A 25,679-nucleotide genomic window follows, 5' to 3' on the forward strand; every position below is an offset into this window, starting at 1 on the left:
ATTATATTTTTTCTTAATTAAGATCAACGTTTAAATGTGCGTCAAATTCTTACTGGTAGCTGCACTGTCCTTAGCCGGTCTTAGTCATGCCCAAACGCTGCGGCCACCCGCTTACCCCCTCATCACCCACGATCCCTATTTCAGTGTCTGGAGCATGACCGACAAACTCACAGACGCTCCTACCCGCCACTGGACCGGCAAGACACAATCATTGGAAGGTGTTATTCGGGTCGACGGCACAGCCTACCAGTTTCTTGGCGCTACGCCTACCCTATACCAGCCCATTCTGCCCAGCGGCGAAGCGAAAGCCTACACCACCAAATACACGTTCGACCAGCCCGGCGCCAACTGGAACGAACTTACCTTCGATGCGACGGGCTGGAAAACCGGTCCCGGTCCATTTGGCGACACGCCCGAAGCAAAAACAAACTGGCAAAACCGGGATACGCATAAAAACGGCATCTATTACCGGCGCGAATTCACCTTCGATGGTCGGACCGACCCCGCCAAGCTGATGCTGTCGCTTAATCACGACGATGAGGTGGTAATCTACCTGAACGGTATTCGCATCCTGACCAAATCGGGCTACCGCAACGACTACATCTACTTACCGTTGTCGAAAATGGGGCAGCGGGCGTTACGAACGGGCAAGAACGTGCTGGCGGTGCATTGTATCAGCCCCTACGCCGGTTCGTTCATCGACGTGGGCATTGTGAATCCGGTCGTTTCGAGCGCCATGACACCCGCCACACAAACCAACGTGAAGGTGTCGGCTACCCAGACCGACTACACGTTCAGGGCGGGGCCCGTTGTGCTGAACGTCAATTTCCTCTCGCCCCTGTTGCTGGATGAATTGGAGGTAGTTGCCCGCCCGATCACATACCTGACCTTCGCCGCCAAATCGGCAGACGGGAAACCCCATACGGTGCAGGTATATGTGGGGGCGGCCGGAACGCTGGCCACCAACAATGCCGATCAGGAAGTTGTGGTCGATGTGGGCAATACGGCGGGCCTGAACTGGCTGACTATCGGCACGCAACAGCAACCGGTATTGGGCCGAAAAGGTGACGACGTTCGGATCGACTGGGGTTATGCCTATCTGGCCGTTCCGCGACAGACGAACGCGCAACTGACGGCAGGCTCGCTGACCGACCTGAAACGGCGATTTGCCAGTCAGGGTACCGTTCCCCCGGGGAAAGCATCGCTGGGAGCGGCACGCAATTTCGGGCTCGCGGTCAATATTCCGCTGGGTTCGGTCGGTACGTCGGCGGTGCAGAAACACATCATGCTGGCCTACGACGATCTGTATTCGGTGCAGTATTTTGGCAAGAATCTGCGGCCCTGGTGGCATCGGAACGCAAACATGACCATGCCAGCCCTGCTTCAGGCCGCCGAAAAAGATTACACCCGCCTGAAGCAGAAAAGCACTGCGTTCGACGCTAAGCTATACGCCGATGCCCAGTTGGCGGGCGGGAAGCAGTACGCCGATTTGTGCGCCCTGGCCTACCGGCAGGCTATTTCGGCTCATAAGCTGGTGGCGGGCCCCAAAGGAGAACTGTTCTTCTTCTCGAAAGAGAATTTTTCCAACGGCTCCATTGGTACCGTCGACATTACGTACCCGTCGGCTCCGTTGTTTCTGCTGTATAATCCTGCGCTACTGAGAGGTATGATGGAGCCGATCTTTCAGTATTCGGAAAGTGGACGATGGAAAAAGCCATTCGCCGCTCATGACGTGGGCACCTACCCAATTGCCAATGGTCAGACCTACGGCGAAGACATGCCGGTAGAAGAGTGTGGTAATATGCTGCTGCTAATGGGCGCTATTACCAAAGCCGAGGGAAACACCAGCTACGCCAAGCAGCACTGGAAAGTACTGACCACCTGGGTAAACTATCTTCGTAAAGACGGCTTCGACCCGGCCAATCAGTTGTGTACCGACGATTTCGCCGGTCACCTGGCCCGCAACGCCAACCTCTCACTGAAAGCAATTCTGGGTATTGCCGCCTACGGGCAAATAGCCGAACGAATGGGCGATAAAAAGACGGCGGCAACGTACCTGAACGCAGCAAGAGACATGGCCCAGCGATGGCAGCAGCTGGCGTTGAATGCCGGAAACGATGGCTCGAAACCGCATTATGACCTCACATTCGAGAACGACGACGATACATGGAGCCAGAAATATAACCTGGTCTGGGATAAGCTATTAGCTATGAAAATCTTCCCTAAAGGCCTGGCCCAGCGCGAAGTGGCCTATTACCTTACTAAGCAAAAGCCCTACGGCCTGCCGCTGGATAGCCGCAAGACCTACACCAAATCAGACTGGATCATCTGGACAGCTACAATGGCTGAATCGAACAAGGATTTTCAGGCCTTCGTAGCGCCCATCTGGAAGTTCGCCAATGAAACGCCGTCGCGCGTGCCGCTCACGGACTGGCACGAGACCACCAACGCCAAACAGGTCGGTTTTCAGGCGCGCTCAGTCGTCGGTGGATATTATATAAAAATGCTTGAAAGCAAACTGGCCGCGCAGAAATAGAGATGAGCTTCGCACGGCGGGGCTTACAGCGCGAAGCACATTACGCATCAGCAACGAAAAGCAACCAAACACCGCTACTTCTTCTTTTACTGTATCATACGTTCTTCCAGCATCTTGACGAAATAGCCGCCTACTACCGAGTGGGCCCGGAAACCAACTTTCCTGGCATTGATGGTCTCGTGCCGGTCCGTAAGCGGCACGCGCGACGGCGTTTCGTTGGCGAACTTCCAGATGGAATCAATCAGCGCTTTGAAAACCCTGTCAGTGGCGGTGATTCGAGGCTAAGGCAACCTCACTAGTAGTAAAGCCGACAATGGCCGCTTTCTGGGTCAACGGCTCCCCGAAAATGCCCTGTTGGCGCGAAGTGCGCCCGGCTTCTCATAGCCGATCTGTATAGCCACTACCCAATACTTTTTCTGGCTCATGAACATATCATCACACGTTCACAGGCGACACCCCGCCCCATCGGCCTGCCGCCTGTTGCTTTACGCCTTGCTGGCGGCACTGATTTCGGTTGCCAGCAAGGCTCAATCGCCGTTTCCGGACAGCGTTCGCCGGGTGGTCTTTCTGGGCAACAGCATCACCTACGCAGGTACGTATGTCACCTACGTCGACGCGTACCTGAGCACACGTTACCCGCAGCAGGGTGTTGAATTCATCAATGTTGGCCTCCCCAGCGAAACCGTTTCGGGCCTGTCGGAAGAAGGGCATGCAGGCGGCAAATTTCCCCGGCCCGACCTGCACGAACGGCTGGAACGGGTGCTTACGCTCACTAAACCGGACCTCGTCTTGGCCAGCTACGGTATGAATGACGGCATTTACCTACCGTTCGACGAAGGACGGTTTCAACAGTTCAAAGACGGCATCAACTGGCTACATAGCGAAGTAGTGAAAACCGGAGCGCAGATCATTCACCTCACGCCGCCCGTTTTCGACGAATTACGCGGTCATAAATCCGGTTACGCTGCCGTGCTAGACCGCTATTCAGACTGGCTCATCAACCAGAAAACGGCGCAAAACTGGTCAGTCATCGATGTGCATTATCCGATGAAGCGTTATCTGGAAGCGCACCGGAAAGTTGACTCCACGTTTGCGCTGGCCGATGATGGTGTTCATCCGGGCGAGGTTGGGCACTGGCTCATGGCCAGAAGCGTTCTGCTTGGTCTGGGGCAAAAGGCCGTTGCCAACGCGCCAACTATTCAGTCGGCCATGACTGCCATTCCAAACTCAGCCCACTTGTTGAAGCTCATCTCAGAACGGCAGTTCCTTATGAAAGATGCCTGGCTAACCGCCACCGGCCATAAACGCCCCGGCATGAAAATCGGCATCCCGCTCGAGGAAGCCAGAGAAAAAGCCGCCTTACTGGAGAGTCAGATCAAAGAACTGATGCGGTAGTTACAGACAATCTACGTCGATAATGACGCTGACGGCGCGCAGGCCTTTGTCGGTCAGGATATCGGTGATGCAGCTTTGAATGAAGGCTTTCACGGCTTTAAAATTGATCTTTTCGCGCTCCAGCTTGATCAGTATATCGTAGAGGAACTGGTTTCTGATGCGCTCAACGAGTGGTTGTTCCGGGCCCAGTACGCGTTCGTCGCCGAGTTGAGCGGCCAGACTGGCGCAGAGGACATCGGCAGCCTTTTTGCTCACGCGCTGATCGGTGTGGCGAACGGTGAGCTTGATCAGCCGCGAAAACGGGGGGTAATTAAAATCACGGCGTTCCACGATCTCTTCGTCATACAGGCCAAGGTAATCATTGTCAATGATCTTCTGCAGCACCACCTGCGACGGATCGCTCGTCTGAATCAGCACCCGCCCCTGCCGATCGGCTCGGCGCCCCGCCCGGCCGCTTACCTGCGTCATCATCTGAAAGGCGCGCTCGGTGGCTCTGAACTCCGGCCAGCGGATGATTCGATCGGCATCAAATATGCCGACCAGACTCACATTGTCGAAGTCCAATCCTTTGGTAATCATTTGTGTACCAACCAGGATATCGACATTACCATGTTCAAATTCGCTGATGATCTGCTGGTAGGCATTCTTGGCGCGGGTAGTATCGAGGTCCATCCGCTGAATCCGGGCCGCGGGAAACAGGATCTGTAGTTGATCTTCAAGTTTTTCGGTCCCGTAGCCAACCGTTCTGACCTTGGTTGATCCGCAGGTGGGGCATACCTTAGGTACGTCCTCTTTATGGCCGCAGTAGTGGCAACGCAGCTCGGCGGCTCGCTGGTGATAGGTCAGGCTGACGGCGCAGTTCAGACACTGGCTGGTCCATTCGCAGTCTTCGCATTGCAGATAGGGTGAATAGCCGCGCCGGTTCTGAAACAGGATACTCTGTTCGCCACGCTCCAGGTTGTCGGCCAGGGCATTGTAGAGCGCCGATGAGAATTCGTTTTTCATCGTCTTCTGCTTCTTCTCCTGCTTTGTGTTGATCAGCGAAATGAAGGGCAGATTGGCGTCGCCATAGCGTTGAAACAGTTCGACCAGCCCATAGCGACCCTGCTTGGCCTGATAATACGTCTCGATCGAGGGTGTGGCTGAGCCCAACAGTACCTTGGCCTGTTGCCAATGTGCCAGCATCATGGCCACATCGCGGGCATGGTAGCGGGGAGCCGGGTCGTGCTGTTTATAGGATGTTTCGTGCTCCTCGTCGACAATAATCAGGCCGAGGTTATCGAACGGCAGAAACACGGCCGATCGTACGCCAATGACGAACTGGAATTGACCCGAGACAACGCCCTTCCAAACCTCCACCCGCTCGTTATCCGAGAACTTCGAGTGGTAGATGCCCATCTTATCGCCGAACACCTTTTGCAGGCGAACAACGATCTGGGTCGTGAGGGCGATTTCGGGTAGCAGGTACATCACCTGCGAACCGCCCGCCAGCACTTTCTGAATCAGATCGATATAGACCTCCGTTTTACCGCTACCCGTGATGCCGTGAAAGAGCACGATGTTCTTCTGGGCAAACTCGGCCATGATACTGTCTGACGCCGTGCGCTGGGCGGCCGTGAGCACAATCTCTTTCTGGGGTGAAAACGTATCGGAGAAACGGGGTTGTATCAGTTCGAACGTTTCGAAAACGCCGTTCTTTACCAACGTACCCAGCGATGATTGCGATAGTTCGTCGTCCTGATTCAGGATCCCTTTTTCGAGACCCTGCTCGTTGAGGGCGGGGTTACGCTGCATGGGTACGTGCCGCAGGTAGCGCATCACCACCTCCTGCTGCTTAGGTAATTTATCGAGTCGCTGAAGCAACGCCAGCAATTGTTCGGGTTGCTCGTAGTTTCGGTGAAGGCGCACCTTGCGCACCATTTTTGGCACATACTTTTCTTTCACTTCGTCGAACACGATGACCGCCCGTTTTCCCACCAGCGACTTGATCAGCGTTGGTACGTTCACCTCACCTACTAGCCGGCCCAGCTCTTCGTATGATAAGGAGGGGTGCTTCTTCAGATCCTCCATCAAGGTCACTTCCTGCGGAGTAAGTAGGTCAGGGTGCTCAAAATCAGGATTATACTGCACCTTCGACTGGCTGGTGATCTTCAGGCCAGACGGCAGCGCTACGTTCATCACTTCGCCAATGCAGCACATGTAATACTCGGCCATCCAGGCAAATAACTGGAGCTGATAACCCGTCACGAGCGGGTATTCATCGAGCAGCTCAAGGACGTACCTGGCCTGATAATTCTGCGGCGGATGGTTGTGCAGACTGGCTACCACTGCAGTGATTACTCTACTTTTTCCGAACGGAACGATAACTCTGGCCCCGATTTTGATAAGGGCCGCCATATCCCGCTTTACTCTATAGGTAAATAGACGGGGAACGGGTATAGGCAGCACCAAGTCGACGAACAATGTGACTTCTTCTGCATCTGTGTATGAAAATAGCGTGTCAGTCAAAACAAATAGTTACTGTAATAAACAAGCGGTGACTCAATAGTGTAGAAGGCACACTAACTGGCAAGGAAATTGACAGATACGAGAGCATTACCCGTACCCATACTAAAGCGCCTTACCTGATACGTGTTTGCTGCTCCTCAGTTAGGGGGCAGCCAGCGTACTCATGCCTGGCCACTTTAACCGTGATCATATATGCATTTAGTTCGTAGTGAAACAGCCTTGTTAAATGAAAGATTTTTACTTAATCAAACTTAATCAGTTCTTGCTGGGGATAGTATTATTACTAGTCTCCGTAACAGGTCAGGCCCAAATAAGTGGTACCGTTTATCGGGACTTCGACGCTAGTGGTACACAGACAAGCAACCTACCAGCCGAGCCGGGTGTTCCCCGCGTCACGGTGAATGCGTATGTTAATTTCAGCACCACGCCGATCAGCGTACAAACGGATGCGGCTGGTGCATATGCCTTCACGGCCGCGCAGGTGCCACCCTTAGCGAAGGTACGGATAGAATTCGCCACGATCGAAGAGGGCTTCTTTTTTGGCCCCGTTGGCCCCAGCAGCCAAACGAACATCCGCTTCCTAACTGCTCCTTCCACCAGCGTCGATTGCGGGATTAACTACCCCACTGACTATTGCCAGAACGGGCCGGTTCAAGTTGTCATTCCCTGTTTCGTGAACGGCGACCCGCTGAACACGACAAATGCCAGCGGCCCGGTAGACCCCAGTAATCAGGCAGCTAAAGCCGACGTGCTGGTTTCGTTCGCAATTGATGCAACTGGCCTGGCCAGTGCGTCGAACTTCCCGCCAACCCACCTGGCATCGGGCAGCGACATAGGTGCTGTATGGGGCGTGGCTTATCTGCGGGCCGAAAAGAAGGTATTGAGCAGCGCTACCATCAAGCGCCACACAGGCCTGGGTACGTTAGGAAGCGGAGGAATATATATCACTGATCTGGCAACGGCTACATCGGCCCCGTTCTTCGATTTCCAGACCGACCTGAACATACCAACGGGAGCCGACCCGCACTCGGGGCTAAATGCCGATAAAACCCAGTCTAGTGTAGACCCCGGGCCCATGAGCGTACTGGGTAAAATTGGCCTGGGGGGCATTGATCTCTCAGATGACAGCAAAACACTATATGCCGTCAACATGCTCGATCGGAAACTGTACGGCGTTTTCATTGATTCCCCAGCCCGCAAGCCTGGCCCGTCCGATGTCAAATCGTGGGCCATCGATCAGTCGGGGTGCCCCAACGGTGATTTCAGGCCCTGGGCCATTTACAACTACCGTAACCGTGTGTATATAGGCGGCGTTTGCTCGGGCGAGAACAAAGTATCGAAAATCCCTCAATCAGGTTCGGCATCGGAGGCCTTGGCCGCCACACTGCCCGATACCGCTGGTCTGAAGGCCATCATCATGCGGATTGACCCGCGGCAGGGTGCCGGCGCCACGTTTCAGACCGTCCTGAGCTTTCCATTAACATTTCCGCGTGGTTCAGCCGATTTGACCGAAAACTGTGCTGATTTCAAGTACTGGCTTCCCTGGAACTCAGACTTTCCGATGGGCTGTAACAGTACCGGGCAATTTGTTATGTGGCCGCAGCCAATGGTTACCGATCTGGCTTTCGACGACAACGGCGACATGATCATCGGAATGCTCGACCGTTTCGGACACCTGGCTGGCGTTCAGAACTATAACCCTGCGGGTCAGGGCTCTTTCAACGGATTTACCGGTGGCGATATACTACGGGCCAGCGTGACGGCGAACGATAACTCAGCGTACCAGTTAGAATCCAATGGCTCGGTGGGTGGCCGCACGGCAGGCTCGAACACCATCCCCGGATCTGGCATAACTGTGTCTCCGCCTTATAACCCAACAACGGGTACCTATACTGTTTCGGGAGTTGGCAACAACCAGGGGCCCGGGGGCGGTGAGTTTTATTTCAATGACCAGTGGTACTTCAACCCGGCCAACAACCCTGGCCACGACGAAATCACCAACGGCTCGCTGATGGTGCGCCCGGGAAGTAATGAAATTCTGACTTCTGTCTTTGACCCAATCACTGACGTGTACCAGTCTGGAGGCTTACGGACCATGAGTAACCTGGACGGAACCCTTCGGCGCAACTATGCCTTGTTCGGCTTCAATACGCCAGGTACGTTCGGTAAGGTGTCAGGCCTGGGCGACGGTAAAATCCTTTGCGATCCGGCGCCAATCGAAATTGGTAACCGGGTCTGGTTCGATGATAACCGCGACGGTATTCAGGATGCATATGAACCTGGTGTTGATGGCATCGTGCTTCGGCTGTTCGATATGAGCAACGGTACAGGTACGCTGGTAGCCAGCACTACCACGGCCAACGGAGGTCTTTACGTGTTCAACAACAGCAACGTACCCACGGGTATGAAGGTCAACCAGAACTACCAGATCCGTATGGATATGGCCCAGTTACCAAGCCTTGACCTGACGGCTACCACACCGCAGGGTGGACCGAAACGAAACGCACGCCGAGCAGCCGTAACCCGCGACTATTACATCTCGCCACAAACCCAGGGCACGGCCGTGGGTAGCGCTACCCGGGATAGCGACGCCGCCGTTGTTGGGTCAGACGCTGTAATCACGATCACTACGGGTAGTTTTGGTGAGAACAATTATAACTACGATCTATCTATTTATTCGTGCCCTTCCGTTATTGGTACTATAGAAACGCTATCTGTCTGCGCTGATGTGGGTACCATACCAGAGATTCCGGTCACGGGGCTGGCGTTCTCGCAGGTTGATGACCTCCGGTTCGTGTATTTTAGTAGCCCTCAAAGCGGTACGGCCATGTATGAGGGTGGCCTTGTACTGGGTACTTATTCGCCTGCCGATCCGGCTTCGTTTGTTACATCGCTGACGGCACCGGCCATTCCAACGGCCAACGCATCGGGCGAGCCCATCATGTACTACGTCTACGGGATCGTTTACCCCACACCGAGCGACCCCCGCTGCCGGATATCTTCGCTCTCTAAGTTAACGGTACTGCCTAAGCCAGTTATTTCGTCGGCTACAGCCTCGGCTACGCTGACCTGCGCACAGCCTATCGCCGTTCTGGCGGCAAAAGATCCCACGCCCCGCGCCGAATACGTCTGGTACAGCCCACCCGGAAGCACCAGCACGGCCAGTTCAACGATTGCGGTCAGTTCGCCCGGCGTTTATACACTCACCAGTACGCTTGATGGCTGCGCTGGTGATGCGGTTACGGCTGTAGTTGGCGAAAACAACGTAACAGCCAGCGTAACCGCGCTTGATTCGGAAGTATCCTGCGCCAGCCCGGTAGGATCACTAACGGCACTGGTTGATCAGGTTGTTTCGCCATATCCCGTTTTATGGACTGGCCCCGGTGGGTTTACCAGCACCGCCAATCCACTTTCGACCAGCCTGTTAGGCGACTATACCGCTACCGTCACGTTCCCGAACGGTTGTACGGCAGCCTCAGCTACGGTTCGGGTAAAGCAGGGCTTCAATACGCCACCGTTCATCGACATCTCCGTTGATGGCGTAACCGGCATTTCATCGGCTACGTTAACCTGCGCAAAACCATCAGTAACCTTATCAGCCACCAACCCAACAGCCGGAGCCATGTATGTCTGGTTGAGCCCGGTGGTGCCCAACAGTACAACCGCAACGAGTCTGGTTGTGAGCGCACCCGGTGTCTACACACTTACCGGCTCACTGAGCGGCTGCGTGGGCGAACCCCGGGAGGTAACGATCCTGGAAGATAAAGGCATTGGTACAGTATCTGTCAATAATGCCACGCTCACCTGTAGCACTACGGTTGTTTCGCTGCTGGCAAGCGTGAACGGCGCCACTTCACCATATCCCGTCAGTTGGACCGGGCCAGCCGGTTTCCTTAACACCAGCAACCCGATCAGCGTATCGAACGCCGGTATCTTCACGGCTTACGTCACCTTCCCGAACGGTTGTACGGTGGTTTCGGGGCCCAACACCGGCGATGTAACCCAGGCCGACCTTACCCCTCCGTTTGTCGATGCGTTTGGTGGTGCTAAACTGTGTCCAACCTGTTCGGTCACCCTGGTGGCTGATGCAAGTGGCGTGTCATTCTTCTGGACGGGCCCCAACAACTTCACCAGCACGGAGCAAAACCCGGTAGTTCAGGATGAAGGCCTTTACAAGGTAACTGTAACCGATCTGCAAACGGGCTGTTCAGACTTCTCGGAGGTGGTTGTAGAAGGACCAACATCTGATCCATGCCCGGTGCTTACCATTGCGCCAGCTTCGCTGACGATCTGCTCGGGCGATCAGGTGCCGCCTATCGTTGTCACGGCCAGTAACGGTAGCTTGTTCGGTTCGGGTCAGCAGGTGAAGTTTGTGCAGTTCAGCTCACCACAATCCGGTACAGCCATGTATACGGGCGGTACAGTTATCAGTTCGGTTACCCCCACTGCCGCCAACCAGGCCATTCTCTCGCCTACCGTCCTGTCGCAGCAACTCGCCTCAGCTACGGCGCAGACGCTGTATATCTACGCGATCATTAAGCCCACGCCACCCCAAACGGTCGGTCAGCCAATCTGTTTGCCAGCCGTATTGCTGACGGTATCTGTTACGCCGCGTGAGTGTCTCCGCGTTGATGCCGTACGAATTAGATAACTTCGGCTTCGATTATAGCGAAACACCCCAAAGGACAAACCTTTGGGGTGTTTTTTTGCGTTACCTTCTGGAATGTACGATTCCATCTCAGCCAATATGACAACAACCTCGCCACCTCTCGACGTCCTTATTGTGGGTGCCGGCCCCTGCGGCCTGGCAGCAGGCATCGAAGCCAGTAAAAGTGGGCTGAGTCATCTGATTTTAGAAAAAGGGAGTGTTACGGAGTCTATCCGTCGCTACCCGAAAATGATGCGTTTCTTTTCAACGGCCGAGAACATCGAGATCGGGGGCATCCCGTTTCCAGTGTCGAGTGTGAAGGCCAACAGAAATGAAGCCCTTCAGTATTACCGCAAAGTAGCGGCCTATTATCACCTGAGAACCAAGGTCTTCACTGAAGTAAAGAGTGTAGTGAAACAGGGCGACGTATTCCGGGTGCTGACCACAAAGGGCGATACGTTCTACGCCTACAAGGTGATCCTGGCCACCGGCTATTTCGACAAACCACGCTGGCTGGGTATTCCCGGAGAAGACGGCCCACAGGTATCGCACTACTACGATGAGCCGTTTAAGTATTCGTTTACGAAAGTGGTCATCATCGGTGCATCGAACTCAGCGGTGGAAGCAGCCCTTGAGCTCTACCGCCATGATGTTGACGTAACGGTGGTGCACCGGGGCGAGGATTTCCGCTCGACGGTGAAATACTGGCTGATTCCTGACGTGAAGAACCGGGTAAAAGAAGGCAAGATCAATACGCTGTTTGGTAGTTGCGCCACCCGGATCGGCCCCGATTTCGTTCGCGTGCACAACCTGAGTTCCGGCGAGATCACCAACATCCCGGCCGATTTTGTGCTGGTACTGACCGGATACACCCCCGACGCCGAACTGCTGCAGCGCTGCGGCATTGAACTTGACCCCGACACACAGATCCCACAGTATAACCGCACTACGTTCGAGACCAACGTGCCTGGGCTGTATGTGTGCGGCACCGTGCTGGCGGGTATTTTCACTGAAAAAGTCTTCATTGAAAATGGTCGGGAACACGCTCAGGCCATCATTGATCACATGATGGGCCGGGAAATTCACAAAGTGAACGAGCTGATTCAGCGAATCTAAATAGTTTACTACTTGCTGTTTACTGTCTTCTATTGCTCCACTAAGCCAACGTTCAATTAGGTTAGCGGAGCAACAGAAGACAGTAAACAGCAAGCAGTAAACTATTTTTGCCCCATGACTACTGCCCTTCCCGACTTATTTGACCAGTTCAATACCCTCCGCGTTCTCGTTATCGGCGATGTAATGCTCGATGCCTACGTGTGGGGTCGGGTCGACCGTATTTCGCCCGAAGCACCCGTTCCGGTCGTGACCGTAAATCGGCGGGAGGTCAGGCTGGGCGGGGCAGGCAACGTGCTGCTCAACGTACAGGCGCTGGGTGCCGAAGCTATCGTCTGTTCAGTCATTGGCACTGATATGGCCGGCGATCAGCTTCAGCAGCAATTAATTGAGCGTGGCCTCAACTGCGACGGTCTGATTCGTTCGGCCTCGCGTATCACCACTATTAAAGAACGAATCATTGCCGGGTCGCAACAGGTGGTTCGGGTTGATACCGAGACCGATAAATACATCACCGACGCCGAACGTACCCAGCTTATCAAAACCGCCAAATCGCTGATTCCGGGCTGCCAGGTCGTTGTTTTCGAAGACTACGACAAAGGTGTACTGAGCCGCGAAGCCATTGCCGACATCACTGCTTTTGCTAATGAACAGAACGTACCTACGGTAGTCGATCCCAAGAAACGGCACTTCCTCGACTATGAACATACAACGCTGTTCAAACCGAACCTGAAAGAGTTGAAAGAAGGCCTCAAAGTTGATTTCAACGTTGATGAGCCCGGCGAACTGGCTCGCGTAGTAAATCAGCTGAAGAGCCGGATGAACCTGTCAGGTACATTGATTACCCTCTCGGAGCGCGGCGTGTACATAGACCTGAACGGCGAACAGGCCAAGCTGCCCGCTCACGTCCGGAAAATCTCTGATGTATCAGGCGCGGGTGATACCGTCATCAGCATTGCTGCCTGTTGCGTAGCCCTCCATCAATCGCCCCGCCGAATTGCGGGCCTCTCGAACCTGGGTGGCGGCCTCGTCTGCGAAAGCGTTGGCGTGGTACCCGTCGACAAGGCCCGCCTGTTCGAGGAGGCTGTGCGACTGGGCGTCTAGTTTGTTTCAAGCAAACTTCTTAAAAGTTAAAATCTATAGAGATAGTATACACATATCTTTGCGGTCGATTTCCACTCGATTTCGGCCCAATGTTGTGTTCTCTATGGCTTGTTATCCGTTACTATTCCATTCAGTTAGTACACCATATTCTAAACTTATTGCGTTAGCTTTCTTCTTGTTAGCTGGCCCGTTGGCAACACCAACTGCTTTCGCACAAACTCCGGGCTTATCCTTAACTGTCAGCAATAGTTTATCCTGTAGCCAGTTAAGCGCCACCATTACGGCTACCTCTTCCTGCACAGGGGATGTAACATTTACGTTCAGCGGCCCCAACAATTTCACCCTATTGAACACGACTGGCGTTGCCAGCGTAACCGTCGACGGGGCTTATAGCGTAACGGCTGTCAGTGCAGGTGGTCTTTGTGCGTTTGAATCGAACGTAGCGGTGAACAGCAGTTTGCATCCAGACTACCTCCCGCTCGTCGATTTCTTTAAGTCAACCAGGGGGCAGGAGTGGAAAAATCAGACGGGTTGGCTTTCTAATTGTGATCCATGCAGTGGCTGGTATGGTATATCATGCAACGAAGGACGAGTCTCCCGTATGTCATTGCTTTTCAACAAGTTATCGGGCCCTATTCCACCAACGATCAGCCGTTTGCAAGCGCTGACAGGGTTGTTTTTGCCTTATAATGAAATCACCGGAACACTGCCTGTCAGTCTGTCTTCCCTTTCGAATCTCAGTTCATTATGGGTACAGGACAATCAACTGACAGGACCTATTCCTGAGCGGTATGACCGGCTGACCAGGCTCAGTGTTTTCAACGTCGCAGACAACAGATTGACTGGCAGTATTCCAACTAGCCTGATGTCATTGACTGCACTGACTCAGTTTTGGGTAAGAAGTAATCTGTTGAGTGGCCCCATACCGACTTCATGGCATAAACTGATAAATCTAGTGTCGTTAGACCTTGCATTTAATTCGTTTGCCAGCGGCGGGATTCCTCCTGACATTGGCCAGTTAATCAACCTCGAAGACTTGTCAATGGCAGGTTGCCACCTTGTGGGTACTATTCCTGCAGAATTAAATACCCTCAGCAACCTCAGACATCTCTACTTGAGCAGCAATTCATTGAAGGGGACAATTCCCTCATTCCTAGGCTCTCTCTCTAAACTCGAGGCCATTGTATTAAACAACAACCAATTCGTCGGAGCTATTCCTCCATCAATAGGGTCTTTGCCCAAACTGATTACACTCGTTGTGGAAAGCAATGACCTATCTGGTTGTATACCCGGTTCGTTTTCTGCCTTGTGTGGAAAAGATATTCGATTGGGATATAACCCGAAATTACCTGGCGGGGGCAACTGGACTGCCTTCTGCACGAATGGCACGGGTATCAGAAATGGTACTGTTACATCCGTACAGGCAGGCTATTGGCATGTCCCCTCCACGTGGTCTTGTGGCGTAATCCCCAAACCCGGCGATCGTATTCTGGTGACTTACCCGTTAAAAATGGCCCCCGACCAGCTCAATCAGGTTCAACAGATCCAGTATGGCGCTACCGGAACCCTATTTTACGAGCCCGGTGCAGTGTTAGTTGTAAGACCATAGCAGTTTGGTACCACCATTACGCCGCTGTGGATCATCCATAATGACAGGGGGGATGGTACCACCGGTACACAAAAACGGGCGATGACCGAAGCCATCACCCGTTTTTTAGCGCATCAGAAGCAGCAAAGTCCAGGTACGTTACCGAAGATCATCAGCCGTTTTCCAGACGTAACGGAGAATAATTGCTGTGCTACCATCACCCGGCGTTTCGTATTGTTCGGGCCTGAGGTTCATACCGCCCACCCGGTTATAGAACTGAATAGCCGGCCCGTTGGCTTCATACACGACTAAATGAAAACCGGGATGATTCGCCTCCGGTATCACCCGCCGGGCCGCCTCGCGCATCAGGCCAAGCCCGATTCCCCGCCCTTTTGCTGCCCGACTCACGTGCAGATTATCAATGAGTGTTCCCAGTTCGGGGTCTTCATCAAGATACAGGCAGATAAATCCGCGCAGTTGCCCGTCTTCTTCAGCAACCAGAATACGCTGATTGGTGGCCGGTGTGGCCAGTCGCTTATGCCAAACCGCGAAGCGGTCTTCGCTGATATTTCCATCGAGGTAGTCATCCCGAAGAATCCCACGGTAGGTTTGCCGCCAGCTTTGAGTGTGCAGCGCAGCAATCGCCTGCGCATCCGGCAGTTGGGCAAATCGATACGTTATCATCAGTAATGGCAGACTGTTATTATTCTAGATACATTAGTATCAACAAATCAACACGTATGAAGACTATCCTTTCCTTCGCCTTCCTACTGATATTGCCTGCATGCAAGCAATCGATCTTACCGTTCAACATAGATTCAGCCAGGACTTACACCCCCACCGAACTGGTCTCGCAGGCCACGGGCAGTTGTCAGGTTATACACCCGTGGGAAGGCAAACCGGTTAGGGTGACTGGACATATCGAATCACTTAACCTGTTTACGGGTAAGTTCTGGCTCTACGACGATGGCGGGCGCGGCTTCGTAGAAATTTATTCCGCCGACCCCGCCACTCAGTCAGGCCGCGACGTGTACGAATTCGCCAAAGCCAACACGGGACGCACAATAACCGTTACCGGCTCAACGGTTGGCAATAACATGCCCACACAGCTGAATTGCACCAAGGGCGTTGCGGTAAAAATCACAGACAAGACGGCGATCACCTTCTAATCCTCGTTTGCTTTGATCAAGCCGAGAACTCCTTCACCGCGTCGATGAACACGCGCACATGATCGGGGTTCGTATCCGGGTACACACCGTGCCCGAGGTTGGCAATATGACGTTGTGGCCCAAACGCGTTCAGCATCTGCCGAACTTCCGCCCTGATCTGATCAGGAGTAGCATACAACACACAGGGGTCGAGGTTTCCCTGTAGGGTTTTGCCGGGAATCAATGTCCGTGATTCGGCAATGTCCATATTCCAGTCAAGCCCAACTACGTCGCAGTTTAACTGACCGATGGCCTCACGGGCAAAAAACGCACCTTTGGCAAATACGGTTACGGGCGTATGGCCCACCTCAGCATCAGCCTTGATGGCATCGCAAATTTGCTTGATGTAGGGCAGCGAAAACGTACTGTACTGCTCGGGAGAGAGAATACCTGCCCAGGAATCGAACAGTTGGACCAGATCGGCGCCGGCACGTACCTGCGCTTTCAGATAAGCAATGGTGCTGTCGGTAATCTGTTGAAGCAAGGCGTGCGCAAAGGCCGGATCGGTGTAGAGCAGTTTTTTGGCAACCGAGAAGGTTTTCGAGCCTTTCCCTTCTGTCATGTAGCAGAAAATGGTGAACGGTGCACCGGCAAAACCCAGCAGTGGCACCCGGCCGTTCAACAGCTGTTTTGTGATCCGCAGGGCTTCGAGAACGTACCCAAGATCCTGTTCAGCATCGGCAATGTGCAGACTGTCGAGGTCGGCCATCGTACGAACGGTACGGGGAAAGACCGGCCCCCGTTGCTCCACCATCTCGTAGGGCAGGCCCATGGCTTCGGGCACAACCAGGATATCCGAGAAAATAATGGCAGCATCAACGCCCAATAGATCAACGGGTTGAACGGTCACCTCAGCCGCGAGTTCTGGTGTGGTAGCCAGTTTGATAAAACTGCCTGCCTTTTCCCGAACCGCCCGGTATTCGGCCAATATACGGCCGGCCTGCCGCATCAGCCATACGGGCGTCCGCTCAACGGCCTCGCCCCGTGCAGCCCGGAGCACTAAATCGTTTTGTAACTTCATGCTGCAAATATCGGGAGAGCGAGAGAGTTAAGAGTTAAGAATTTAGAATTAAGCGTTGCTTCGGTTTTGCCGCCGCCCTAAAGCGAGCCCGCCGAAGCAATGCTTAATTCTCCCGCTCCTCTGCCAATAACTTGATGTCGTTTACTTCGAGCACCCGCCGTTGTTTGCCTTTGCTAACGGCATTAATCATAGCGCGGCCCAATTGGTGAAGCGTAATCACGAACGAAGGCACCAGGAGTTTCGCCACCGGATATAGCCAGCTTACATACGCGTAGTACTTGCTGGTGTTCTTCATTCCCGGTGCAGGATGAATGTAACCCGGCCGAAAGTTGAACACCTGCCTGAACGGCAGCGCCATCAGATCGTTCTCCGTTTTCCCTTTTACACGCGCCCACATCGAACTTCCCTGCTCGGTACTATCCGTACCGGCCCCCGACACGTAACAGAATGTCATATCGGGGTTTCGCTGACTTAGCAGCGTGGCCATGGTCAAGGTAAGCGTGTGGGTAAGTTTATCATATTGAGCCTCTTTCATGCCTACCGACGATACGCCGAGGCAGAAGAAACAGGCGTTATAGCCCGTCAGTTGGTCACCTACTGCCGAAAGATCAAAGAAATCAGGAAGAATTAATTCCCGGAGCTTTGGATGAACAACGCCACACGGTTTTCGACTAACACTTAGCACTTGCTCAACCTGGCTATCTTCTAGACATTCGTGCAATACACCTTCGCCAACCATTCCCGTGGCGCCCGTCACAATAGCTTTGATCTTCATCATAGACAAAAATAAGCATATAAATGCAGCCTGTCTACTAACCAATCCCGCGATGGGTATCTGCCGTTTCTTCTGTAACAGAACAACCGAAAGCACACGCTCAGGCCAGATTGGCCGTATGCAATCATCGAATGCCAGGCCGCAGACAGTGACACCTGGCGAGGCATACGTTGGAATAATAAGAACCGATGCCTATCTTCTGCCCTTGTCGCTTCTCAACAATTTTTCTAATTCCCCGAATCCACCCATCTTTGCGGCATAAAAGCATACCCCTATTATGGAGTTGAAACGAGTTGTTGTGACGGGCCTGGGTGCCCTTACCCCTATCGGAAACACTGTCGAAGCCTTCTGGCAGGGCCTGAGCACAGGCACCAGCGGAGCTGCACCCATCACTAAATTCGACGCGTCCCTGTTTAAAACCCGCTTTGCCTGTGAGGTGAAGGGCTTCGATCCGCTTAATTATTTTGACCGGAAAGAAGCGCGGAAGATGGACGGGTACGTTCATTACGCCATTGTCACGGCCGACCAGGCCATTGAAGATGCCGGCTTGTTAAGCCCGGGTATCAACAAGGAACGCGTAGGTGTTATCTGGGCGTCGGGCATTGGTGGCCTGCATAGCTTTCAGGAGGAGGTACTGGCCTACGGAGCAGGTGGTAAAGTTCCACGCTTCAGCCCATTCTTTATACCGAAAATGATTGCCGACATGGGCGCCGGTATGATCTCTATCCGGCATGGCTTCATGGGCGTCAACTTTGCCCCCGTGTCGGCCTGTGCGTCGAGCACGCACGCCATGATCGATGCCTTCAACTTTATCCGCCTGGGTAAAGCCGACGCCATCGTGACGGGCGGTTCTGAATACGTTATCACAGACTCGGCACTGGGTGGCTTCAGCAACATGAAAGCCCTCTCAGAACGCAACGACGACCCGCAGCGGGCCTCCCGCCCCTTCGACGCCAACCGCGATGGTTTCGTGCTGGGCGAAGGCGGTGGTGGCATTATTCTGGAAGAGTATGAGCATGCTAAAGCACGGGGCGCTAAAATCTATTGTGAACTCGTGGGCTCGGGCGCTACCGCCGATGCCTACCACATGACCGGTACACACCCTGAAGGCCTCGGCGCAGCCAATGCCATGCGCGAAGCCCTGCGCGAAGCTGGGTTACAGCCGGAAGACGTTGACTACCTGAACGTTCACGCCACCTCCACACCGATTGGCGACGTATCGGAAGCAAAAGCGATTGTGAAAGTGTTTGGCGAGAACCCAACCAACCTGAACATCAGCGCCACTAAATCGATGACGGGTCATTTGCTTGGTGCAGCGGGGGCCATTGAAGGCGTTGCGGGTATTCTGGCTATGCAGCACGGCCTGATTCCGCCAACGATCAACCTCGACGACCGCGATGAGAACGTACCTGCGGGCCTGAATCTGACGCCCAACGTAGCGCAGAAAAAGACCGTCAACGTGGTGCTGAGCAACACATTTGGTTTCGGCGGCCACAACGCTACCGTACTGTTCAAACGATTCGAAGAGTAGAACGATACCTTAACGTGTACCGGTAAAGCCCAATGCTCAACGTTGCCTCGCTATTTCGCGGCGCAACGTTGAGCATTGGGCTTTAACCGTTAGGCATTTTATATGAAAACCATTTTCGTCGACACCGAACGGATTCGGGACCTCAACAGCGGGCTGGGTCAAACGTGTCTGCATGTGGGTCAGGAGCTGGTTCGTCAGCAACCCACAGGTACGTCGCTGACCTTTCTGGTACCACCGGGACAAACGGGCGTTTTTGGCGAACCGTCAGGTACGTTGCATTACCGCGAAGCTGGCTGGCGGTATAAACTTTACAGCCCCGGCCAGTTCGATGTGTGGCATAACCTGCATCAGGATGGTGCCTACTGGCCCGCGCAGCGACCGGGAAAGCTGATTCTGACGATCAACGACCTAAACTTTCTGGAACGAGCCGACTATTCGGAAGCCAAAAAAAAGCGGAAACTGGCCGCCGTACAACGCCGAATCGACCGGGCGCAGGTATTGACAACCATTTCCGACTACACCGGTACAATCGTGCGCGGGCATCTGAACGTACCTGAAACCACGCCCCTGCAAACCGTATACATTGGCGTATCCGAGTTGCCCGTGCCGCCGACTGATCAGCCGGCGGCGTTAACAGGCATCGGCAAGCCTTTCTTTCTGTATCTGGGCGTATTACATCCTAAAAAGAATATTCACGTATTACTGGCGCTGGCACAGGCCTTTCCAGACTATCAGCTGGTGCTGGCGGGTCGCAACGATCACCCATATGCCAGGCACATCAGTGAGCAGGCAAGTCAACTTGGTGTTGATAACGTGCTCCAGACCGGACCAGTTGATGAGTTGACCAAATCGTGGCTTTATAACCATTGCGAAGCCTTTCTCTTCCCGTCTCTAAGCGAGGGGTTCGGCCTTCCGGTTGTTGAAGCAATGAGTGTAGGAAAGCCCGTGTTTTTATCGCGGCTGACCAGCCTGCCGGAGGTTGGTGGGCGAGAAGCGTTTTACTTCGATTCATTTGACCCGGAGGTCGTGGTTGAAACCCTGCGGGCCGGTATGCGCGATTATTACGACGACCCGCTGAAAGCCCAGCGACTACAATGGCAGGCCAATCGGTTTAGCTGGGAAAACACAGGCAAACAATACTGGAAACTTTATCTGGGAAGCTAGTTTCACGGTTCCGTTTTTGGCCTCTTATTTTAACATAACTAACTGCTGTTAAAAATCGTTAAGGGGGTGTTGGCAATCGAATTTTTCGCCGTCTACTCCTCGTTATACCATCAGAAGCGGCAGGCCAGGCACCCTCTTAACCGACTAACCCGACGCCTTTTCGCCGCCCATAATCCTACATAAAAAAACAACTGTCAGTACCCCAATACCATGAAAAGCAACTGGAAAGTTTTAGTGTTGATCGCCCTCCTCTCGAGCGCCGTAACACTGGGCGCGTACAACCTGCTTGGGTTCAACAAGCGGGACGTCGTGTTTACCGAATCGTCGACTGGCTCACCCCTGAGCCGGCTGGCTTCATTGACGGGCAATGCCCCCACTGGAGCGCCAGGCGATTTCTCCTACGCCGCTGAATCAGCGTCTCCTACGGTCGTTCACATTCGTACCACAATGACACGTACGGTTCGTCAGCAACAGATGCCCGATATTTTCCGCGAATTCTTCGGTGACGAATTCGGTGGTCAGGGCCAGGGTGGCGGTCGTCCACGCCGTGAGCAGGGTCAAGCATCAGGCTCGGGCGTAATTATTTCGAAAGACGGCTACATCGTTACCAACAACCACGTAGTACAGGATGCAGACGAGGTTGAAGTGATCATGACCGACAAGCGTAGCTTTAAGGCAAAAGTGATCGGCACTGACCCACTGACTGATCTGGCCGTGGTGAAAATCGAAGCTACCAACCTGCCAAGCATCACGCTGGGAGACTCAGACGGTCTGAAACTCGGCGAATGGGTATTGGCTGTTGGTTATCCGCTCGACCTCGAATCGACGGTAACCGCCGGTATCGTGAGCGCAAAAGGTCGCGGTATCGGTATTCTGAGCCGCAATCAACAACCACAACAACCCGGCGCTAAGCCAGTTGATACACCTATCGAGTCGTTCATTCAGACCGACGCGGCTATTAACCCAGGTAACTCAGGTGGTGCATTGGTGAACCTGCGTGGCGAACTGGTGGGTATTAACTCGGCTATTGCCTCACAAACAGGCTATTACAGTGGCTATGGTTTTGCCGTGCCGGTATCGCTGGTGAAAAAAGTAACTGCCGACCTGGTTAAATTCGGTAATGTTCAACGTGGTTACATCGGCATTCTGCCCCGCGAACTGGATAGCAAAATTGCCCAGGAAGTTGGCGCTAAAGTTGGCCGTGGTATCTACGTAGAAAGCGTGACCGAGAATGGTGCTGCTAAGTTGGCCGGTATCCAAAAAGGCGATGTAATTGTGAAGATGGAAGGTCAGCCCCTTGATTCCGACGCGCAAATGCGTGAAATCGTAGGTCGCCGCCGGCCAGGTGATGTGCTTAACGTGACGATCAACCGGGGTGGAACCGAGCGTGAGGTGAAACTCGAATTGCGTAACCGCAATGGTGGTCGCGATGTGATCAAGAAGGAAGAGATTGCGTCATCGACCATGAAAGCCCTGGGTGGCGAATTTGCCAATCTCAGCGACAAAGAACGTCAGGCGTTGGGTGTTAGCGGTGGTGTTCGTGTCAGCAAGATCCTGGATGGCAAACTGGCCGAAACAGAAATTGAAGAAGGCTTCATTATCGTGAAAGCCAATGGCAAAAACGTGAAGTCTGTAAAAGATCTGGAAACCATTGTAGGCACGGTGAAAGAAGGTGAAGGCCTGCTGCTGATTGGTATGTATCCCAACAGTTCACGCATGATCTACTTCGCAGTTCCAATGTAATTACCGATAACAGCAGTCACCAACTTAGACTGTTGGCTATTAAAAAGGGCGTTGTCGGGAAACTGACGACGCCCTTTTTAATAGCCAGGTACGTTGCTGCTTTCGAGCTTCACCAAAAAGAATGACTCTGCCGAAGTACCATCTGATACCTCAGCAGAGCCATTCTTAACCGCAGCGGCGGACCGCTCTTAACGCTAGTACCGGTACAGTTCCGATTTGAACGGACCTGACACCGATACGCCAATGTAGTCAGCCTGATCCTGGCCCAGCGGCTCCAGACGGGCGCCAACGTGGGCAAGGTGCATGGCGGCTACTTTCTCGTCGAGCTTCTTAGGCAGTACGTATACTTTGTTTTCGTACTTGTCGGGGTTTTCCCACAGTTCAAGTTGCGCCAGCGTCTGGTTCGCAAACGAGCACGACATCACGAACGATGGGTGACCCATGGCGCAGCCCAGGTTTACCAGACGGCCTTCGGCTAGTACGATGATCTCTTTGCCGTCGACCTCATACATATCAACCTGCGGCTTGATCTGGCTCTTGGTGTTGCCGTAATTCTCGTTCAGCCAGGCCATGTCGATTTCATTATCGAAGTGACCGATGTTACAGACCACCGACTTGTCGCGCATGGCTTTGAAGTGGCGATCTTTGATGATGCCGATGTTGCCGGTAGCCGTTACGAAGATGTTGGCGCGGGTTACGGCCTCATCCATCGGAATAACTTCGTAACCGTCCATCGCCGCCTGTAGGGCACAGATCGGGTCAATTTCAGTAACCAGTACACGGCAGCCGGCACCACGCAACGACTCAGCCGAGCCTTTGCCTACGTCGCCATAACCAGCCACGACGGCCACTTTACCGGCCAGCATCAGGTCAGTAGCGCGACGGATGGCATCGACCAGCGACTCACGGCAACCGTACTTGTTATCAAACTTCGATTTCGTTACCGAGTCGTTTACGTTGATGGCAGGCAGATGCAACGTACCGTTCTTCATGCGCTCATAGAGGCGGTGAACACCCGTAGTCGTTTCTTCAGACAGACCTTTGATGCCCGCGATCAACTCTGGATACACGTCAAACACCATGTTCGTCAGATCACCGCCGTCATCAAGAATCATGTTGAGGGGCTGACGATCTTCTCCGAAAAACAGCGTTTGCTCGATACACCAGTTGAACTCCTCTTCGTTCATGCCTTTCCAGGCATATACGGGAATGCCAGCAGCAGCAATGGCAGCAGCGGCATGATCCTGTGTTGAGAAGATGTTGCATGACGACCAGGTCACGTCGGCACCAAGAGCCACCAGGGTCTCGATGAGTACGGCGGTCTGGATTGTCATGTGCAGGCAGCCAGCAATGCGGGCACCTTTCAGTGGCTGGCTTGGACCAAACTCTTCGCGCAAGCCCATCAGACCAGGCATTTCGGCTTCGGCCAGGCGAATTTCTTTCCGGCCCCACTCAGCGAGGGCGATGTCCTTAACTTTGTAGGGGACGTATGTTGACGTTTGCATATCGATTAAACGACGTCGGTTGGTTTGATTACGATGTTCTGTGTTACGTAGAACACAAAGCGCGCCAGTTCAGTCGAACCAGCCTGCTTTCTTAGGAAAGTACAAAAATACAGAAGAGCATTCAGAAAGGCTAACCGTTGCTTTGATAGACTAGAGAATTTAGCTGGGTACGTTGCTGATTTCTAGCAACGTATCTATAAGGTATATACATTGAACCTCTCGGCAACAAAATTCATAGCCGCATCAGGGCCACATAGGTTTCCAGGCCATCCCAGAGATTCTGCAGGCGCAGGTTTTCGTTTTCGGCGTGCTGGTTGTTGTCGTGGTTGGCAATCGGAACGGTGATCGTGGGCGTTTTCAGTATCTGGTCGAACAGGTAAAGGGGTAGACTGCCGCCGAGGCTGGGTTGTAGCACGATATCACCGCTTACCGTCGATTGAACGGCTTTCACCACCGTCTGGGCAATGGGCAGATCCATCCGGGTACGTTGCGCATTGTAGCCCGACTTCGCCACAATTCGGGCGATGCGCGGGTATTTGGCCCGTTCGTCGTCGGTGATGCTTTCTTGCTGGGTTACGTAATAGCCCTGCGCCACCACATGATCGATCACTTTCTGGACCTGCCGTTTGGCATCATTTCCCAACACCAGACGAAGATCAAGAGCCGCCGTGGCTGACGTTGGAATAACGTTGGCAGCCAGTTTCCCGACATTGGCACTCGCAAACCCGTTGATGTTCAGCGACGGACGCATCAGCAGATCGGCTAGCGGTTTGCCACCACCTTCGGCTACGGTAAAGCCCAGCTCTTTCTTTAGCTGCTCATCAACCGGCGGAATTTTGGCCAGCGCCTGCTTCTCCAGATCGGTCAGTGGCGTCACATCGTCGTAGAATCCCTTGATGAGCACGTTACCGTCATCGTCTTTCATTGATGTCAACAGGCGGGCCAGCATCATGGCGGGATTGGGTGCCCAGTTGCCATAATGGCCACTATGCAAGGGGCGTTTCGAGGCAAATACTTTCAGCTCCAGATTCACATCGCCCCGCACGCCAAACAGCACCTGCTTACGGCCCGTTTGGTGTACCGGCCCATCGCAGATGATCCAGAGATCACTTTTCAGCTTGTCTTTGTGGCGTTCCAGAATCTCGTTGAGGTGCGTCGACCCGGCCTCTTCTTCGCCTTCGAAAAAGAACTTGAGGTTGGCGGTGGGTTTTATGTTCAGCTTCACCATGGCCTCATACGCCGCCAGAATGGCAAATACCCCGGCTTTGTCGTCTGACGTACTACGCCCGTAAATGCGCCAATTAGGGTCTATGGAAGTCCCTGCCTTGGGCAATTGAATAGCCTGTCCACCCGCATCGAGTGAGGCACTATAGAGCGTCGGCTCAAACGGTTTCAGGCCGTCGGCCCACTGGTTCGGGTTCACGGGCTGCCCGTCGTAATGGGCGTAGAAGACCACCGTTTTAGTAGCGCCCGGCACTATAACTTCGCCATAAATAGCTGGTGGAACACCGTTCGTTTTCCCGTCGAGCCGCTGTGGTTCAATGCCTCGTCGTTTCAGCATTGCCGCTACGTAATCGGCTGTTTTCTGAATGCCCACTGTATCATACACCACGTTGGGCAGGGCCAGCAGACCCATGAATTCGTCGAGCAGTTGACGTTCATGTTGCTGGCGGTAGGTACGTGTTTTCAGCGTAAGCTCGCTCTGGGCGTAGGTGAGGTTGGTGGCTAACAAGGCTGTTAGCAGAAGTGCAAGTTGTTTCATCGGGTAGTCGTTCAGGGTTACTGACGAAAATACGCACGTCGTTCGGCAAGGATCAGTAACAAACTGATAAATCAGGAA

The 25,679-nt window shown here is 53.6% G+C and carries 16 protein-coding genes and 1 pseudogene; 10 read left to right on the top strand and 7 right to left on the bottom strand.

The genetic code is table 11. The features are described 5' to 3' along the window. The first annotated feature begins 34 nt into the window (after nt 1-34). Nucleotides 35-2,536 carry a glutaminase family protein gene (locus tag J2I46_RS14375; protein ID WP_207329744.1) on the top strand — a complete coding sequence of 834 codons (2,502 nt, stop codon included), beginning with the start codon at nt 35-37 and terminating at the stop codon, nt 2,534-2,536. 86 nt (nt 2,537-2,622) lie between these two features. On the opposite strand, the pseudogene J2I46_RS14380 reads toward J2I46_RS14375, so the two are convergent. Then, a pseudogene (locus J2I46_RS14380) lies at nt 2,623-2,802 on the bottom strand (glutaminase domain-containing protein); the annotation flags it as partial. 157 nt (nt 2,803-2,959) lie between these two features. On the opposite strand from J2I46_RS14380, the gene J2I46_RS14385 reads away from it, so the two are divergent. Continuing rightward, nucleotides 2,960-3,931, top strand: a complete 972-nt coding sequence (locus J2I46_RS14385) for an SGNH/GDSL hydrolase family protein (protein ID WP_207329745.1) — start codon at nt 2,960-2,962, stop codon at nt 3,929-3,931. On the opposite strand, the gene priA is transcribed toward J2I46_RS14385, so the two are convergent. Beyond that, on the bottom strand, nt 3,932-6,439 hold the full coding sequence (priA, locus tag J2I46_RS14390; RefSeq protein WP_207329746.1) for a replication restart helicase PriA: 2,508 nt from the start codon (nt 6,437-6,439) through the stop codon (nt 3,932-3,934). Nucleotides 6,440-6,665: 226 nt separating this feature from the next. Between priA and J2I46_RS14395 the strand changes: the two genes are divergently transcribed. The 4 genes from J2I46_RS14395 (at nt 6,666) to J2I46_RS14410 (ending at nt 14,913) form a co-directional block, all read left to right on the top strand. After that, nucleotides 6,666-11,090: an SdrD B-like domain-containing protein gene (locus tag J2I46_RS14395; RefSeq protein WP_207329747.1), complete on the top strand. Its 4,425-nt coding sequence runs from the start codon at nt 6,666-6,668 to the stop codon at nt 11,088-11,090. A 96-nt stretch (nt 11,091-11,186) separates the two neighbouring features. Beyond that, entirely contained in the window at nt 11,187-12,203 is a 1,017-nt protein-coding gene (locus J2I46_RS14400; RefSeq protein ID WP_207329748.1) for a YpdA family putative bacillithiol disulfide reductase, read from the top strand. A gap of 114 nt (nt 12,204-12,317) precedes the next feature. After that, complete coding sequence (locus tag J2I46_RS14405; RefSeq protein WP_207329749.1) at nt 12,318-13,304, top strand: bifunctional heptose 7-phosphate kinase/heptose 1-phosphate adenyltransferase; 987 nt, start codon at nt 12,318-12,320, stop codon at nt 13,302-13,304. Nucleotides 13,305-13,407: 103 nt separating this feature from the next. Further along, a complete protein-coding gene (locus tag J2I46_RS14410) occupies nt 13,408-14,913 on the top strand; it encodes a leucine-rich repeat domain-containing protein (protein WP_207329750.1) in 1,506 nt (501 codons plus the stop codon). Between the two features lie 138 nt (nt 14,914-15,051). Here J2I46_RS14410 and J2I46_RS14415 read toward each other — a convergent pair whose 3' ends face one another. Next, nucleotides 15,052-15,576: a GNAT family N-acetyltransferase gene (locus J2I46_RS14415; protein ID WP_207329751.1), complete on the bottom strand. Its 525-nt coding sequence runs from the start codon at nt 15,574-15,576 to the stop codon at nt 15,052-15,054. Nucleotides 15,577-15,632: 56 nt separating this feature from the next. Here J2I46_RS14415 and J2I46_RS14420 point away from each other — a divergent pair, with 56 nt between their 5' ends. Next, nucleotides 15,633-16,061, top strand: coding sequence for a hypothetical protein (locus tag J2I46_RS14420; RefSeq protein ID WP_207329752.1), 429 nt, complete (start codon nt 15,633-15,635; stop codon nt 16,059-16,061). A gap of 16 nt (nt 16,062-16,077) precedes the next feature. Here the strand turns inward: J2I46_RS14420 and hemE are convergent, their stop codons facing one another. Together hemE and J2I46_RS14430 are read right to left on the bottom strand one after the other, a co-directional pair. Continuing rightward, nucleotides 16,078-17,121: a uroporphyrinogen decarboxylase gene (gene hemE / locus J2I46_RS14425; RefSeq protein ID WP_207329753.1), complete on the bottom strand. Its 1,044-nt coding sequence runs from the start codon at nt 17,119-17,121 to the stop codon at nt 16,078-16,080. A gap of 103 nt (nt 17,122-17,224) precedes the next feature. Continuing rightward, nucleotides 17,225-17,896, bottom strand: a complete 672-nt coding sequence (locus J2I46_RS14430; RefSeq protein WP_207330131.1) for a Rossmann-fold NAD(P)-binding domain-containing protein — start codon at nt 17,894-17,896, stop codon at nt 17,225-17,227. 277 nt (nt 17,897-18,173) lie between these two features. Here J2I46_RS14430 and fabF point away from each other — a divergent pair, with 277 nt between their 5' ends. The 3 genes from fabF to J2I46_RS14445 all read left to right on the top strand — a co-directional run bounded on the left by fabF (nt 18,174) and on the right by J2I46_RS14445 (nt 22,334). Next, nucleotides 18,174-19,427 carry a beta-ketoacyl-ACP synthase II gene (gene fabF, locus J2I46_RS14435; RefSeq protein WP_207329754.1) on the top strand — a complete coding sequence of 418 codons (1,254 nt, stop codon included), beginning with the start codon at nt 18,174-18,176 and terminating at the stop codon, nt 19,425-19,427. A gap of 102 nt (nt 19,428-19,529) precedes the next feature. Continuing rightward, a complete protein-coding gene (locus J2I46_RS14440) occupies nt 19,530-20,591 on the top strand; it encodes a glycosyltransferase family 4 protein (RefSeq protein WP_207329755.1) in 1,062 nt (353 codons plus the stop codon). A 210-nt stretch (nt 20,592-20,801) separates the two neighbouring features. Next, nucleotides 20,802-22,334, top strand: coding sequence for a Do family serine endopeptidase (locus J2I46_RS14445; protein WP_207329756.1), 1,533 nt, complete (start codon nt 20,802-20,804; stop codon nt 22,332-22,334). A gap of 194 nt (nt 22,335-22,528) precedes the next feature. Here the strand turns inward: J2I46_RS14445 and ahcY are convergent, their stop codons facing one another. Both ahcY and J2I46_RS14455 read right to left on the bottom strand, forming a co-directional pair. Then, complete coding sequence (ahcY, locus tag J2I46_RS14450) at nt 22,529-23,839, bottom strand: adenosylhomocysteinase (RefSeq protein WP_207329757.1); 1,311 nt, start codon at nt 23,837-23,839, stop codon at nt 22,529-22,531. Between the two features lie 232 nt (nt 23,840-24,071). Next, a complete protein-coding gene (locus tag J2I46_RS14455; protein WP_207329758.1) occupies nt 24,072-25,601 on the bottom strand; it encodes a M20/M25/M40 family metallo-hydrolase in 1,530 nt (509 codons plus the stop codon). Nucleotides 25,602-25,679 lie beyond the last annotated feature (78 nt).

The sequence above is a fragment of the Fibrella forsythiae genome (assembly GCF_017353175.1).
Classification (GTDB): Bacteria; Bacteroidota; Bacteroidia; order Cytophagales; family Spirosomataceae; genus Fibrella; species Fibrella forsythiae.